Source organism: Ruegeria sp. CDSC085 (genome assembly GCF_059610465.1).
In genome coordinates, this window is the sequence record NZ_JBXWNR010000002.1 from 564,783 (window position 1) to 578,807 (window position 14,025).

A 14,025-nucleotide genomic window follows, 5' to 3' on the forward strand; every position below is an offset into this window, starting at 1 on the left:
CTCCTGCAGGGATGGGTGATTCGTCTCAGCCGAATCATTAGCGCGTATAAGTGATTCGGCCACCCGTTTATCCGTTTTTCTTTTCCAGTGCCTTACGAAAACACCACTTATCGGCGTTTCCGCTCGAATTTGATACCTGACATGATCGCCGCAAACGCGTCTTTCTCGTCACGATTGATTCGCGCGCCGTTGTCGGCGACGTCGAATACAGCCCGGTCTTCGTTCTGGCTGCGGCTTGTTCGGTTACGCTCTTCGGCGGCTTGCGCCAGCCGATATGTCAGCGCCTCATCAGCCAGATCAGACAATTCTTCTGCAGCTTCGGCAATCTCGGCATCCAACCCCCGGAGCGCTTTGATTTTCGCGAGTTCCTCGGCCAGCGTCATTTCGGCCTTTTCTACGTCGCCTGGCTTGAACACACAGGGGATAACTGCCACATGGCGAAGCGTCAGCAGGTTTTCAAGGGCGTCAGGTCCCATTGATGCGATAATGTGGTCTTTCAGGTTGTCCGGATCATCGATCGCATGACGCAGAACAGCATCGCGCAATGCTGCGTGGTCAGGATCGTGACACTCCATTTCTTCCAACTGTTGCTCAAATTGAACAACAACCTTGGGATTCAGGATTGAGATCGCCAGAATAGCGGCTTCGCGCAGATGGATGTCCGCGTTTTCCGAAGAGGCCAGAAACGAACTGCGCGCGCCCGGCGTCGCTTTTTGCGGCGGCTGCCATTTGCCGCGCGGTTGCCACTGACGATTTTGCGGTTGTCGTTGTGGGCGGAACAGTTGCCAGCGCAGATCTTTGATTTCCTGCCCGTAATGCGAACGGATCGACGGGTCCCGGACAAGCTTGATCTTGTCGCGCAAGGATTTATCCAAAGCCGCCTTGCGCTCGGGGCTGTCGAAAACCTTGCCTTCGGTCTCGCGCTGCCACAGCAGCTTGACCATCGGAATGGCACCATCCAGCACAGCCTTTACGGCCCCTGCCCCTTCGGCGCGCAAAAGATCGTCCGGGTCCTTACCTTCAGGCATCAAAGCAAAACGCAGGGATTTTCCGGCCTCCAGCAGAGGCAGCGCCAGATCAACCGCCCGCATGGCCGCTCGCAGACCTGCTGCATCCCCGTCCAGCGCTATGATCGGCTCATCTGCGATCCGCCAGAGCAGTTGCAACTGGTGTTCCGTAATGGCCGTTCCTAACGGTGCAACCGACGCACCAAAGCCCGCCTCGGCCAGCGCGATCACGTCCATATACCCTTCGGCCACGATCAACGGCTGCCCTTTGCCCGCCGCCTGCCGCGCTGGACCTTGATTGTAAAGGCTGCGCCCCTTGTCGAACAACTCGGTCTCGGGTGAGTTCAGGTATTTCGCATTGTCATTCGGGTCCATCGCGCGGCCACCGAATGCAATGCAGCGCCCACGCGGATCACGGATCGGGTACATGATCCGATTGCGGAAGGTGTCGTAGGGTTTTTTGCCCTTGTTTGAAGGCTTGGCCAGCCCGGCGCCAAGGATCAACTCCTCTTCGATGCTCTTGCCGCGCAGGTGATCCCAAAGCGCCTGCCAACCGTCCGGCGCAAACCCGATCTCCCACCGATCCAGCGCCCTTTGATCCAGACCCCGGCGCGACAGGTAATCCCGTGCCTCTGCCCCCGCCGCTGTTTTGAGCTGCAAGCGGAAGAACTGCGCGGCCTGCTCCATCACATCGGCAAGCTGACTGCGGCGGTCCTGCTTTTCCTGCGCCTTGGGATCGCGCGCAGGCATCGGCATCCCGGCCTCGCGGGCCAATATTTCAACGGCTTCGATGAACGAGACATTCTCAGTCTCTTTCACGAAGCTGATCGCGTCGCCCTTGGCGTGACAGCCGAAGCAGTAATAAAACCCCTTTTGGTCGTCGACATGGAATGAGGCTGTCTTTTCGTGATGAAACGGGCAAGGCGCCCACATGTCACCCTTGCCTTGATTGGATTTGCGCTGATCCCACATAACCTTGCGCCCGACGACCTGAGACAGGCTCAGGCGGGTGCGTAGTTCATCCAGAAATCCGGGGGGCAGTGACATGGGTCAAACCTGACAGAAACGGGAACGCGCGCCAAGGGTATGACGCGCGTTTGTCCACAGGGAAATGATGGTGCTGTGGATTATTGCTGCAAACACAGCTCAAGCCACGCGGCACCCAGATCCTTTTTGCGCACGTCGCGCATCTTTTGTTCGTAGACCCACGGTGTGATCAGCGGGATCGCGGCGTTATAGTTCTCAGGCCATGATGGGCCACTATCTGCAACGGCTTGTGCTACATCACGTTCTTTCACGCGATCCAGCCGGGCCTTTTGTATCGCGGCTACGACATCAGCCTGATACTTGCAGCTTTCTTCCTTTGTTTCCTGTGCGGCCAAAGGGGTGGCCAGCAGAGCCGCGACAATGGCTATACGCAACATGGGGGTCTCCGGGATTCGTTTCTCTGAGTGTCTACTATCCGTCAAACTAACGGGCCACCATCGACATTCAAGCCGCAGAACGTTCAGGCGGGGCGAAATGATCATCCCGCCTGTTTGATTCAGAGCCCCTTGGCGCGATAGCTTTTGGCCACGCGGTCGATCGCGACGATATAGGCCGCAGTACGCAGGTCTTCGACATCGTCACGGCTGTGCCACACCTCACGCATCGACTGGTAGGCAATACGCATGGTGTCATCGAGGCCTGAGCGCACCAGTTCAAGCTCATCAGCACCCTTGAGGTACTTGGCCTTGAAGTCTGGCGACATCGACCACGCATCACCCAGATAACGGTCCAGCCGCTCCAGCTCGCTGACAATCAGTTCATGCCGCGCCTCTTCCTGGCGACGCTGCATCCGACCGAAACGAATGTGGCTAAGGTTCTTGACCCATTCGAAATAAGATACCGTCACACCGCCCGCGTTGGCATACATATCCGGGATGATGATGGTGCCTTTCTTGCGAAGAACCTCATCCGCGCCAGCAGTGACCGGGCCATTCGCGGCCTCTATGATCAAAGGCGCTTTGATCCGATCAGCGTTGGACAGGTTGATGACAGCTTCTAGGGCTGCCGGGATCAGGATATCGCACTCAGCCTCCAGAACGCTTGCGCCTTCTGCTGAATGTGTCGCGTCCGGGTAATCCTTGACCCCACCATGCTTGACGATCCACTGCCGAACGGCTTCGACATCGATACCGTCCGGGTTGTACAACGCCCCGTCCCACTCGATGATACCGACAACGCGCGAGCCGTCTTCCTCGCTCAGGAACTTTGCCGCGTGGTAGCCCACGTTGCCGAGCCCCTGCACCACGACGCGCTTTCCATCCAGCTTTCCCGACAGGCCAGCCTTCTGGATGTCTTCAGGGTGACGAAAAAACTCGCGCAGAGCATATTGTATGCCACGACCGGTCGCCTCGACCCGCCCCGCGATGCCACCTGCGTTCAATGGCTTACCGGTCACACAGGCACGCGCATTGATATCGGTGGTGTTCATCCGCGCGTATTGGTCGGCCATCCAGGCCATTTCGCGTTCGCCCGTGCCCATGTCGGGCGCCGGAACGTTTTGCGACGGGTTGATCAGATCGCGCTTGGCAAGCTCATAGGCAAAGCGTCGCGTGATCTGTTCCAGCTCGTGCTCTTCGTATTTCCGCGGATCGATGCAAAGCCCACCTTTCGAACCGCCGAACGGTGTTTCGACAAGAGCACATTTGTAGGTCATCAGCGCAGCCAGAGCTTCGACCTCATCCTGGTTCACCGCGGTAGCGTAGCGAATGCCGCCTTTGACCGGCTCCATATGTTCGGAATGGACAGACCTGTACCCGGTGAAGGTGTGGATCTCGCCGCGCAGGCGCACACCAAACCGAACGGTGTAGGTCGCGTTACAAACCCGGATTTTCTGCTCCAGACCCGGCGGCAGTTCCATCAGGGCGGCCGCCCTGTTGAACATCAGGTCAACACTTTCGCGAAAGCTTGGTTCTTGGATGCCGGTCATAAAATCCTCCGTGCCGCTGGATGACGAAACGTCATGACGTTTTGTCGCACCACTCAACGCTGGCTGCAATCAAACAATGCACTTTTTTTCATCACCTTATTAACAGAGACTTGAGCACTTGAGAGTGAGTCGCCCAATCTGGTCAATCGCTTAACTGATTGTCTTCATTTCATCGACAGACTAGGGGAAAAAGCTAAAATTATACCCCGTGGGCGCTCAAAAAGGCCAAAACCAAGCCTTTTTCGCCCAATTCACGCCACGTTTGAAAATTAAATTGAACCCAAATTTCTTTTCTATGTCGCACCAATTCGAAGTGCGGAGCGGAGTCATCAAAATGATAAAATTCTCGCTTCATATAGTCCGTATGCAGCCGAAGCGCAAAGTTTCAAAGTTGCACAAGTTCGCCTCGGAAGAAGACGGTACTTTCACCATTTTCACTCTACTCATGATCATCCTCATGTTTGCGATCACCGGCGTCGCGATGGATTTTATGAATTACGAGCGTGACCGTGCAAATCTGCAATCCACATTGGATCGCGCAGTCCTAGCGGCAGCCGACCTTGATCAGGACCTTCCTCCTCAGGAAGTCGTTGACGCTTATATGGTGAAGGCGGGACTAGGCCACCTCGAAAAAACCGTAACTGTTACCGAAGGGTTTGGCTCCAGAAGTGTCGTAGCAACGGCCGACGCCGTCGTTCCAACGCGGTTTATGGGATTTGCAGGTATTGAAGCCTTGGGAGTGAGGGCCGTCAGTGCCGCCGAAGAGTCCATTGGCGCAGTCGAGATTTCTTTGATTCTCGACATATCCGGCTCAATGTCACGATCTTCGGCCACTTCGGGAAAAAGCAAAATTGCAGTGTTGAAAGAAGCGGCATCAGAGTTCGTAAGGCTTATGCTCGACAAACCTGATGATACCCAGATCTCAATCTCGATCGTTCCATACGCAACTCAAGTCAACGCCGGCGCCTCGATCTTGGACAAATTTACTAATGTCACTCAGGAGCACAGCTACTCTCATTGCGTAAACTTTATCCCGGAACAGTACAGCGACGCTGACCTGCATCGTTCGGATACACTCGAACGTACGGCCCATTTCGACCCGTTCACATATTCTGAGGGCTCTATCGATCTTCCTGTTTGTCCGGTACGCGCGGGCAGCGCAATCACACCCGTGACCGACAACATGAACAAGTTACTAAGCCAGATCGCCTCTCTAACACCCGGAGGGAATACATCAATCGATATTGGGATGAAGTGGGGGACCGCCCTTCTTGATCCGAGTATGCGCGGGATTGTACAGGATCTATCACTCGAAACAGACCCTTCCTATCCATCATCATTCATTGTTCCACCAAAGTTCTCCGTTCGCCCTTCGGATTACGGAACTGACGTCCTGAAAGTGGCGATTGTCATGACAGATGGTCAGAACACCGACCAGTACATGCTGAACCCATCACTGCGTGAAGGAATGTCTGATGTATGGTACAATCAAGAAGCAGGCGAATACACGGTTTATCATTCGCAGGGCAATCCCAATTTTTTCTGGCCTCAACAAGATACCTGGGAGGATCACCCATTTGGTAATCCAGAACCAGAGACTCCGCTCAATGAAGAAACCGGCACCGCCGTACGACTGACATATCCAGAACTTCTCAACCGTACATCGTTGGCTTGGAACGCAAGATACAATTACTACTGGCAATCCAGTGGTTGGGCTGAATGGTATTCCAAAGCTTACTCAAAAGTGGAAACTTCAGCCAAAAACCAGCGCACAAAACATGTTTGTGACGCTGCAAAAGATGAAGGCATCATTGTTTATGGTATCGCATTCGAAGCGCCAAGAAGCGGCTTCAGAACTCTGAAAGACTGTGCCAGCTCTGACAGCCACGTATACGATGTAAGCGGCCTGAATCTGGAGAAAGCGTTCGAGTCTATTGCCTCGTCTATTCGCAAGCTAAGGCTGACCCAATGATCCGCAATGCACTCTTTAGATGTCGCCTTTTTAAGCGGTCGGAAAGTGGAAACGCTACGATTGAATTCGTTATGATCATTCCGTTTTTTCTTGCTTTGCTTGTGGCTGGCGCGGAGGTATCAATCATTACAACGCAGCATGGTGCGCTGGAACGCGGCGTTGATCTGGTCGTACGGGACATTCGTCTCGGCACAGGTGCCAACTGGGATCATGATGAAATCAAGAACCAGATCTGTGACGTTTCCGGCATTCAAAACTGTAAAGAGAACTTGCGACTACAAATGATCCGCCAAGACGCTTTTAGCGGCATTTCGCTTTCCAATGAGGCATCCTGCACTGACAGTTCTGAAGATGTAAAACCTGTACTGGAATTCGAAAGCGGACAATCCAACGAACTAATGATCTTACGTGCCTGCTTGCGCATCGATCCGGTACTCGAAACTTCGGTAATTGCGCGCACCGTGCCTGATGCGTCCGGCCACTATTCATTGACCGCAACGACTGCATTCGTACAGGAGCCACTGTAAGATCATGTCCGTAATGAAAAATCTAAAGAACCGCGTCAAGGCGTTCAAACGGGAGGAAAGTGGCGTTCTAACCGTAGAAGCCCTTATGATTTTTCCTTTATTTCTGTGGACGATAACGTTTACGTTCACTGCTTTTGAGGGATTTCGTCAAAGTGCCTCTAATCTGAAGGCGGCCTACACGGTTAGCGACCTGATCTCGCGAGAAACGCAGGCCGTTACCGATATCTACATCAACTCTGTTCACGACTTGTTGGGGAAGATGGTCAATAACAGATCCGATGTGAAAATGCGGGTCTCTTTGATCCTCTACGATGAAGATGACGATCGTCACTATGTCCGTTGGTCGACAGTGCGCGGTTTTGATAATGAATGGAATAACAACAACATTCGGGAAATCGAAGATCGTCTTCCTCCAATGCCCAATCAGGACACGGTCATTTTGGTGGAAACGTCCAACGAGTTCGTTCCTACGTTCAAACCTGGTTGGGATTTTGCAACGGGCATTACCTTTGAGAATTTCATTTTTACACGCCCCCGCTTTACTAACAAAGTCGCGTGCAACCTAACCAAAACCCCGTTCGTCTGCGACAATAGTTGACAGAACTTCGGACATGAACTTGGCCTCGGCGGCAGACGTCATGCCGCCTATTCCGACACGGTGACCAATTCGCCACCACAATCCGGGGGCCCATTGTTTTGTCGCTTTGTGCTTTGTACGAACCAGAAAGCCGTTTGACGGCTTGAATGCGAACGCACCGCGATCCACCGATTCAATATCGTCCACTTTTGCGATCACCTGGCCTGACCCAGTACGCAACTCCGACTGCGTCAGTTCAATATGGTCCTGGGTCGCCTGCCAAACGCGGTAGGCCAGCCAAAGCGACGCGCCACCAACGGCAAACAGAAACACTTGCCACTCCGGTTCTGGCGGCGATGCCAAAGCAACGTATGTAACCAGCGCCCCAACCGTTGACAGCATCCCTACTCCGACCCACCGTCTGGGGGATGATGCCTGAATCGTTGCCAGCACTTCGTCCTTCATGGATGTCTCCTGTTCGTTCAGCTTCGGCTTAGCGACTTTCCATCGGAAACAACAGGGCTTTGGTCACGCAGCAAATTTGCACAGGTCCGGTTAGTTCACGCAAATTGACCGCATTCACGCATAGGTTACATGCTGATCAAACGAACCGGAGGCCAACATGTCCCTTAGACCTACATTGGAAACACGCAGGGCCACCCCGACAATGGAAGGGGCTGGCGTGAAACTTCACCGCGCATTCGGGTTTCAGGACCCGTCAGAACTTGATCCTTTTCTGCTGTTCGATGACTTCAGAAATGAACGGCCTCAGGACTATCAGGCCGGTTTTCCCTGGCATCCGCATCGCGGGATCGAGACGATCACCTATGTTCTGGCCGGATCGGTCGAGCATTCGGATTCGCTGGGCAACACCGGCACTCTGGGCGCCGGTGACGTACAATGGATGACAGCGGGGTCCGGTATCCTGCATCAGGAGATGCCCCAGGGAAACACTTCGGGGCAGATGCACGGGTTTCAACTTTGGGGCAACCTGCCTTCGGATCAGAAGATGACTGCCCCGCGCTATCAGGATGTTCAAAGCAAGGACATCCCCGAAGTCACTGATGACGACGGCACGACCGTTCGGGTGATTGTCGGCGATTTCTGGGGCAAGACCGGCCCCGTGGATGGCATCGCGGCAGATCCACAATATCTGGACATCTCGGTCCCCGCAGGTTTGAAAAAGACCTTCCGCATTGACACTTACCGTCGTGCCTTTGCCTATGTGTTTCAAGGTCAGGCAGCCTTTGCAGATGCATCACAACCGTCTGGTGTGCTGTTGGAGAAAGAGGTCGCCGGGCAAGAGATGAATATCCGGGATATGTCGGGCGACCGCACGCTTGTCCGTTTCGGGACGGGGGACGAAATCACCGTTCAGGCTGGCCCCGAAGGCGTGCGGTTTCTGCTGATCTCGGGGGCTCCGATCAATGAACCCGTTGCCTGGCATGGCCCGATCGTGATGAACACGCGGGCCAAACTTGAACAAGCCTTTCGGGACCTGCGCAACGGGACCTTCATTCGCCCTGCGCACTGACACTGTGACGGTCTGGCCGTGTCAGGCCGTCACCGCCTTATGCACCATGTTCCAATAGATCTGTTCAACCTCGTCCAGTGACAGCCGCCCTCCGGACCTGTACCAGGTCATCACACCGTTCAACATGGCAATCACCGCCAGCGTGGCGATCTTGGTGTCCGGTATTGCAAACTGACCAGCCTGTTGGCCAGAGTGAAGGATGTCTTCCAACGCGTTTTCGTACTGACGCCGAAGGTCTTCGATTTCGGCGAAGTTTTTGGGTGAGAGGTTGCGCAGTTCCATATAGGCGATGAACACCTCGTCAGGGCGTTGCAGATGGAAACGAATGTGAAAGCCAACAAATCGGCGCAACGCTTGCTGACAGTCATCGCAGAGCTCCAGCGCGTTGAGCGCTGAAAGCAGCTCCTGCATATGTTCCCGCATTAACCGATACAGCAAACTCTGCTTGTCCGGCGTGTAATTGTACAACGCCCCCGCTTGAACGCCGACCTCTTTCGCGATCTGTCGCATCGAGACCGCTGCATAGCCGTGGCGGGCAAACAGGTTCAGGGCCGCCTTTCGGATGCGCGGGCCTGTAATATCAGAGTGGGAGCCTTGAGTACGTGCCATGCGCCCACAGTATCTGAACAAATGTTCATATAGAACCCCGCTTGATCGACGTCAGTAAAAGGTGCATCACGAAAGGACGAGCGAAACCGAAAAGCGTGCCACATGAAACTGCTGCCTGTTCTGCCTATTATTCTTGTGTTTGCGGGGTGTTCAGACTTTCCCGAACTTGAAGGAAGTGAACCGGCCTCGGTCAAATCGGCCCCCTACCCGCGTCTTGTCCCGTTGCAGGAAACTTTGGGGCCTTCTATTGACCCCATCAGCCAGGCCGCAGAGGTGGAAGAAGACCTGACGCAGCGCGGCGAGGCGCTGGCTAAAAAGGCCCAGGCGCTGCAAAACGCGCAAACCAACTAAAGCGCGACATTTCATGCCTACAATCCCCCGGTGACGGATTGCACCCTTGGCCTGAACCCGATAAGGCAGCGCTGATCGGGCGGGCGTCCGAATTCAGATATGTTTCGAGCGAAAAGGAACCCACGAAATGACACAGGCACTGCGGCTGGGAATTGCGGGCTTGGGAACTGTCGGCGTGGGTGTCGTCAAGATTGTCCGCCGCCATGCAGAGTTGCTGAAGACACGCACGGGCCGATCGATTGAAATCGTGGCCGTATCTGCGCGGGATCCAAACAAAAACCGTGGCGTGAACCTTTCAGATTATGCGTGGGAAACCGACCCGGTTGCGCTGGCAAAACGCGACGATATCGATGTCTATGTCGAACTGATGGGCGGCGAAAACGGCCCTGCCAAAGCCTCGGTCGAAGCCGCGCTGGCCAGCGGTAAAGATGTCGTGACCGCCAACAAGGCGTTGCTGGCTATCCACGGGCAGGAACTGGCCGAACAGGCCGAAGCCGCAGGTCGCGTCATCCGGTTTGAAGCCGCAGTCGCGGGCGGTATCCCCGTAATCAAATCCCTGACCGAAGGGCTGGCCGGAAACGAGATCACGCGTGTGATGGGCGTGATGAACGGCACCTGCAACTACATTCTGACCCGGATGCAATCGCAGCGTCAGGGCTATAACGCCCTGTTCGACGAATGCGCCGAACTTGGGTATCTTGAGGCCGACCCCAATCTGGATGTCGGTGGCATCGACGCCGCGCACAAACTGGCTTTGCTGGCCTCGATTGCTTTTGGCACCAAGCCGAATTTCGACGGGATCGAAATCGAAGGCATTCAGCAAATCAGCCTCGACGATATCGACCAGGCCGAGGATATGGGCTTCCGCATCAAGCTGCTGGGCGTGGCACAGCGCACTGCGCGCGGGCTGGAGCAGCGCATGCAGCCTTGCCTTGTGCCCAGCGACTCGCCGTTGGGTCAATTGGAAGGCGGCACCAATATGGTGGTGATCGAAGGCGACGCGGTGGAACAGGTTGTTCTGCGTGGCCCCGGTGCAGGCGAAGGCCCGACCGCCAGCGCCGTAATGGGCGACGTCTGCGATCTGGCACGTGGGTTGCAAATCCCGACCTTTGGTCGACCGGCCAATTCGCTGGAAACTGCGGCCCCCGCTGTCACCGGTCTGCCAGCGCCTTATTATCTGCGGCTGGGCCTGTTGGACAAACCCGGTGCTCTGGCCAAGGTTGCAGCCATTCTGGGCGATGCGGGTGTCTCGATTGACCGGATGCGCCAGTATGCCCATGCCGAAAGCACAGCGCCTGTGTTGATCGTTACCCACAAAACCACCCGCGCCGCGCTGGACGTCGCGCTGGACCGGTTCCGGGAAACGAATGTGGTAGCTGGCGACCCCGTCGCTTTGCGGATTGAAGAGGTTTGAACTTGCGGCCTGCATGAAACGCAAGCTATGCCGATAGAAACGGCTTTAATGACCAGAGGATACTGAACAATGAGTGCTGCCAAAACCGATTTCAACGACCGCCTGCTGTCTCTGGGGCTGGCAAGGGTGGCAGAACAGGCTGCGCTGGCCTCGGCTTTTCTGGTTGGGCGTGGTGACGAGAAAGCCGCCGACCAGGCCGCCGTAAATGCGATGCGCGAACAGCTGAACATGCTGGACATTGCTGGCGTCGTGGTGATCGGTGAAGGGGAACGCGACGAAGCTCCGATGCTTTATATCGGCGAAGAAGTCGGCACCGGAAACGGCCCTGGCGTGGACATCGCGCTGGACCCGCTGGAAGGCACAACGCTGACCGCCAAGGATATGCCCAACGCACTGACCGTGATTGCAATGGGTCCTCGCGGTTCCATGCTGCACGCGCCGGACGTTTACATGGACAAGCTGGCCGTTGGTCCGGGCCTGCCCGAGGGTGTCGTCAATCTGGACATGTCTCCGCGTGAACGCGTTGAGGCACTGGCCAAGGCCAAAGGCTGCAAACCGGCCGACATCACCGTCTGTATTCTGGAACGTCCCCGTCACGAGGCGATGATCGCCGAAGTACGCGAAACCGGAGCCTCGATCCGCCTGATCACCGATGGTGACGTGGCGGGCGTCATGCATTGCGCTGAAAGCGAAGTGACCGGCATCGACATGTATATGGGCCAGGGTGGCGCGCCCGAGGGGGTGTTGGCTGCTGCTGCGCTGAAATGCATGGGCGGTCAGATCTTTGGTCGCCTGTTGTTCCGCAATGATGACGAACGGGGCCGTGCTGCCAAGGCCGGCATCACTGATCTGGACCGGGTATATTCGCGCGATGAGATGGTAACTGCGGATGTGATCTTTGCCGCTACAGGCGTAACCGGCGGCTCTCTGTTGCCGCGCATCAAGCGCGAGCCGGGTTGGGTGGAAACCACGACGCTGCTGATGCGGTCAAAGACCGGGTCCGTGCGCCGCATGTCGTATCGTACTCCCACTTGGCCGCACGATAACGCTTAACGGCTTGCGCCGTTGCCTTCGGCCTGCATAACTTGAAGAAGCGAAAAGGCCGGGTCCGCGAGGGTCCGGCCTTGGCACATAAGAGGCATGGATGAGTTTTCTTGGGGTTGAGCAATCGTTGACAGGTCGGCGCTGGGTTGGCCCGGGAGCCGAGGTGGAACGGGCTGCCGAGATGATGGCGCAACAGACCGACCTGCCTCGTGCGGTATGTCAGGTTCTGGCCCGTCGTGGCGTGCCGGTCATGGAGGCGCGCGGCTTCCTGGATCCAAAACTCAAGGAACTGCTGCCCAATCCTCGCGACATGAAAGACATGGAAGCGGCGGCGACACGCTTCCTGGACACCGTGCGTCGTCGCGAGAAGATCGCGGTGTTCGCAGATTACGATGTTGACGGCGGCAGTTCTGCCGCGCTGCTGCTGGTTTGGCTTCGGCAGATGGGATTGCAGGCGACCCTTTATGTGCCGGATCGAATTGATGAGGGATATGGTCCCAATGCCCCGGCAATGCGAGAGCTGGCAGCCAGCCACGATCTGATCATTTGCGTCGATTGCGGCACCCTCAGCCATGAACCGATTGCCGCAGCCAAGGGTGCGGATGTAATTGTGCTGGATCATCACCTTGGCGGCGAAACCCTGCCGGACTGCGTTGCCGTCGTGAATCCCAACCGGCAGGATGAAAGCGGTGATCTGGGCTATTTCTGCGCGGCGGGTGTCGTGTTTCTGATGTTGGTCGAAGCTGGGCGCCAATTGCGCGAGGCGGGCGCAAAGGGGCCTGACCTGATGTCGATGCTGGACCTGGTGGCCCTGGCAACCGTGGCTGACGTCGCGCCTCTGATCAATGCCAATCGCGCCCTTGTTCGACAAGGCCTGAAAGTGATGGCGCAAAGGCAACGCCCCGGACTTGTCGCATTGTCCGATGTCTCACGCATGGATACGGCGCCTAACAGCTATCACCTGGGTTTTCTGCTTGGTCCCCGCGTTAACGCGGGCGGTCGCATCGGACAGGCCGATCTGGGTGCCCGCCTGCTGAGCACGGATTCCCTGCCCGAGGCACAGGCCCTGTCCGAACGGCTGGACGCGTTGAACACAGAACGTCGGGACATTGAAAATGCCGTACGCGCTGCAGCAATGGAACAGGCCGAAGGCCGCGGTCTCGACGCGCCACTGGTCTGGGTAGCCGGTGAAGGCTGGCACCCCGGTGTGGTGGGCATCGTGGCGTCTCGATTGAAGGAAACCGCCAACCGTCCGGCCATTGTGATCGGTTTTGACGGTGATGAGGGCAAAGGCTCGGGCCGCTCGGTCTCGGGTGTGGATTTAGGGGCGTCGATCCAGCGGCTCGCGGCTGAAGGGTTGCTGGTCAAGGGTGGCGGCCACAAGATGGCCGCTGGACTTACCGTCATGCGCGACAAACTGGAACCTGCCATGGAACGTCTCAGTGAATTGCTGGCAAAACAAGGCGCAGGTCAGGGCGGCCCGGCGGATATGAAGCTGGACGGTGCCCTTATGCCGGGTGCGGCGACAGTGGAACTGGTCGAACAGATCGAACAGGCTGGACCGTTTGGTGCCGGAGCCCCCGCCCCGCGATACGCGCTTCCGGATCTCCAGGTGCGTTTTGCAAAACGTGTGGGGGAAACGCATCTGAAGCTGTCGTTGTCCGATGGCATGGGCGGCGGGCTGGATGCGATTGCCTTTGGTGCCTTTGACGGTCCGATGGGCGAGAAACTGTCAAATCATGGTGGCGCACGCTTTCATTTTGCAGGCCGACTTGAGGTGAACACCTGGGGTGGGCGCCAATCCGTGAAACTCAGGCTCGAGGACGCGGCAGAGGCAAATTGACGTCTCGCTCAGATGGGCCAAAAAACTTTCAACTCCCTGCGTTTTTCGGCTTGCGGGGGTCACGGCGAAACCGTAAAAGGCCCTCCACAAGCCAGCGTGGCCCGTTCGTCTATCGGTTAGGACGCCAGGTTTTCAACCTGGAAAGAGGGGTTCGATTCCCCTACGGGCTACCA

At 56.5% G+C, this 14,025-nt stretch carries 13 protein-coding genes and 1 tRNA gene; 9 read left to right on the plus strand and 5 right to left on the minus strand.

The window, feature by feature from the left end; genetic code table 11:
* Positions 1-107 precede the first annotated feature (107 nt).
* From dnaG to AC2FJB_RS06295, 3 genes are all read right to left on the minus strand, one after another.
* The gene (gene dnaG, locus AC2FJB_RS06285) at positions 108-2,054 is read right to left on the minus strand and encodes a DNA primase (RefSeq protein WP_496720233.1); all 1,947 of its coding nucleotides are present in this window, start codon (positions 2,052-2,054) and stop codon (positions 108-110) included.
* An 80-nt stretch (positions 2,055-2,134) separates the two neighbouring features.
* Positions 2,135-2,431 (minus strand): hypothetical protein, encoded by a 297-nt coding sequence (locus AC2FJB_RS06290; RefSeq protein WP_117869423.1) that lies wholly within the window; start codon positions 2,429-2,431, stop codon positions 2,135-2,137.
* 119 nt (positions 2,432-2,550) lie between these two features.
* Positions 2,551-3,981: a Glu/Leu/Phe/Val family dehydrogenase gene (locus tag AC2FJB_RS06295; RefSeq protein ID WP_117869424.1), complete on the minus strand. Its 1,431-nt coding sequence runs from the start codon at positions 3,979-3,981 to the stop codon at positions 2,551-2,553.
* Between the two features lie 208 nt (positions 3,982-4,189).
* Here AC2FJB_RS06295 and AC2FJB_RS06300 point away from each other — a divergent pair, with 208 nt between their 5' ends.
* The 3 genes from AC2FJB_RS06300 to AC2FJB_RS06310 are packed head-to-tail and all read left to right on the plus strand — an operon-like array spanning position 4,190 to position 7,078.
* Positions 4,190-5,953: a pilus assembly protein TadG-related protein gene (locus AC2FJB_RS06300; protein WP_496720231.1), complete on the plus strand. Its 1,764-nt coding sequence runs from the start codon at positions 4,190-4,192 to the stop codon at positions 5,951-5,953.
* Positions 5,950-6,480 carry a TadE/TadG family type IV pilus assembly protein gene (locus tag AC2FJB_RS06305; RefSeq protein ID WP_496685191.1) on the plus strand — a complete coding sequence of 177 codons (531 nt, stop codon included), beginning with the start codon at positions 5,950-5,952 and terminating at the stop codon, positions 6,478-6,480. Before AC2FJB_RS06300 ends, AC2FJB_RS06305 begins: the two co-directional genes overlap by 4 nt.
* A gap of 4 nt (positions 6,481-6,484) precedes the next feature.
* A complete protein-coding gene (locus AC2FJB_RS06310) occupies positions 6,485-7,078 on the plus strand; it encodes a TadE/TadG family type IV pilus assembly protein (protein ID WP_496685188.1) in 594 nt (197 codons plus the stop codon).
* On the opposite strand, the gene AC2FJB_RS06315 is transcribed toward AC2FJB_RS06310, so the two are convergent.
* Positions 7,043-7,522 (minus strand): hypothetical protein, encoded by a 480-nt coding sequence (locus AC2FJB_RS06315; protein ID WP_496685185.1) that lies wholly within the window; start codon positions 7,520-7,522, stop codon positions 7,043-7,045. The genes AC2FJB_RS06310 and AC2FJB_RS06315 overlap by 36 nt on opposite strands.
* Positions 7,523-7,679: 157 nt before the next feature.
* On the opposite strand from AC2FJB_RS06315, the gene AC2FJB_RS06320 reads away from it, so the two are divergent.
* On the plus strand, positions 7,680-8,591 hold the full coding sequence (locus AC2FJB_RS06320; protein ID WP_496720228.1) for a pirin family protein: 912 nt from the start codon (positions 7,680-7,682) through the stop codon (positions 8,589-8,591).
* Positions 8,592-8,612: 21 nt separating this feature from the next.
* Here AC2FJB_RS06320 and AC2FJB_RS06325 read toward each other — a convergent pair whose 3' ends face one another.
* Positions 8,613-9,200 (minus strand): TetR/AcrR family transcriptional regulator, encoded by a 588-nt coding sequence (locus AC2FJB_RS06325; RefSeq protein ID WP_496720226.1) that lies wholly within the window; start codon positions 9,198-9,200, stop codon positions 8,613-8,615.
* A gap of 102 nt (positions 9,201-9,302) precedes the next feature.
* On the opposite strand from AC2FJB_RS06325, the gene AC2FJB_RS06330 reads away from it, so the two are divergent.
* The 5 genes from AC2FJB_RS06330 (at position 9,303) to AC2FJB_RS06350 (ending at position 14,025) form a co-directional block, all read left to right on the plus strand.
* Positions 9,303-9,551: a hypothetical protein gene (locus tag AC2FJB_RS06330; RefSeq protein WP_496720224.1), complete on the plus strand. Its 249-nt coding sequence runs from the start codon at positions 9,303-9,305 to the stop codon at positions 9,549-9,551.
* Between the two features lie 127 nt (positions 9,552-9,678).
* Complete coding sequence (locus tag AC2FJB_RS06335) at positions 9,679-10,965, plus strand: homoserine dehydrogenase (protein ID WP_496685181.1); 1,287 nt, start codon at positions 9,679-9,681, stop codon at positions 10,963-10,965.
* Between the two features lie 69 nt (positions 10,966-11,034).
* Entirely contained in the window at positions 11,035-12,018 is a 984-nt protein-coding gene (glpX, locus tag AC2FJB_RS06340) for a class II fructose-bisphosphatase (protein ID WP_117869433.1), read from the plus strand.
* 91 nt (positions 12,019-12,109) lie between these two features.
* Complete coding sequence (recJ, locus tag AC2FJB_RS06345) at positions 12,110-13,852, plus strand: single-stranded-DNA-specific exonuclease RecJ (protein ID WP_496720222.1); 1,743 nt, start codon at positions 12,110-12,112, stop codon at positions 13,850-13,852.
* Between the two features lie 98 nt (positions 13,853-13,950).
* Positions 13,951-14,025: transfer RNA gene (locus AC2FJB_RS06350), tRNA-Glu, on the plus strand.

Coding starts and splice junctions, on each gene's coding strand:
- dnaG (WP_496720233.1), bottom strand. CDS start 2,054: ATGTCACTGCCCCCCGGATTTCTGGATGAACTACGCACCCGCCTGAGC.
- AC2FJB_RS06295 (WP_117869424.1), bottom strand. CDS start 3,981: ATGACCGGCATCCAAGAACCAAGCTTTCGCGAAAGTGTTGACCTGATG.
- AC2FJB_RS06315 (WP_496685185.1), bottom strand. CDS start 7,522: ATGAAGGACGAAGTGCTGGCAACGATTCAGGCATCATCCCCCAGACGG.
- AC2FJB_RS06305 (WP_496685191.1), top strand. CDS start 5,950: ATGATCCGCAATGCACTCTTTAGATGTCGCCTTTTTAAGCGGTCGGAA.
- AC2FJB_RS06325 (WP_496720226.1), bottom strand. CDS start 9,200: ATGGCACGTACTCAAGGCTCCCACTCTGATATTACAGGCCCGCGCATC.
- glpX (WP_117869433.1), top strand. CDS start 11,035: ATGAGTGCTGCCAAAACCGATTTCAACGACCGCCTGCTGTCTCTGGGG.
- AC2FJB_RS06330 (WP_496720224.1), top strand. CDS start 9,303: ATGAAACTGCTGCCTGTTCTGCCTATTATTCTTGTGTTTGCGGGGTGT.
- AC2FJB_RS06290 (WP_117869423.1), bottom strand. CDS start 2,431: ATGTTGCGTATAGCCATTGTCGCGGCTCTGCTGGCCACCCCTTTGGCC.
- AC2FJB_RS06320 (WP_496720228.1), top strand. CDS start 7,680: ATGTCCCTTAGACCTACATTGGAAACACGCAGGGCCACCCCGACAATG.
- recJ (WP_496720222.1), top strand. CDS start 12,110: ATGAGTTTTCTTGGGGTTGAGCAATCGTTGACAGGTCGGCGCTGGGTT.
- AC2FJB_RS06335 (WP_496685181.1), top strand. CDS start 9,679: ATGACACAGGCACTGCGGCTGGGAATTGCGGGCTTGGGAACTGTCGGC.
- AC2FJB_RS06310 (WP_496685188.1), top strand. CDS start 6,485: ATGTCCGTAATGAAAAATCTAAAGAACCGCGTCAAGGCGTTCAAACGG.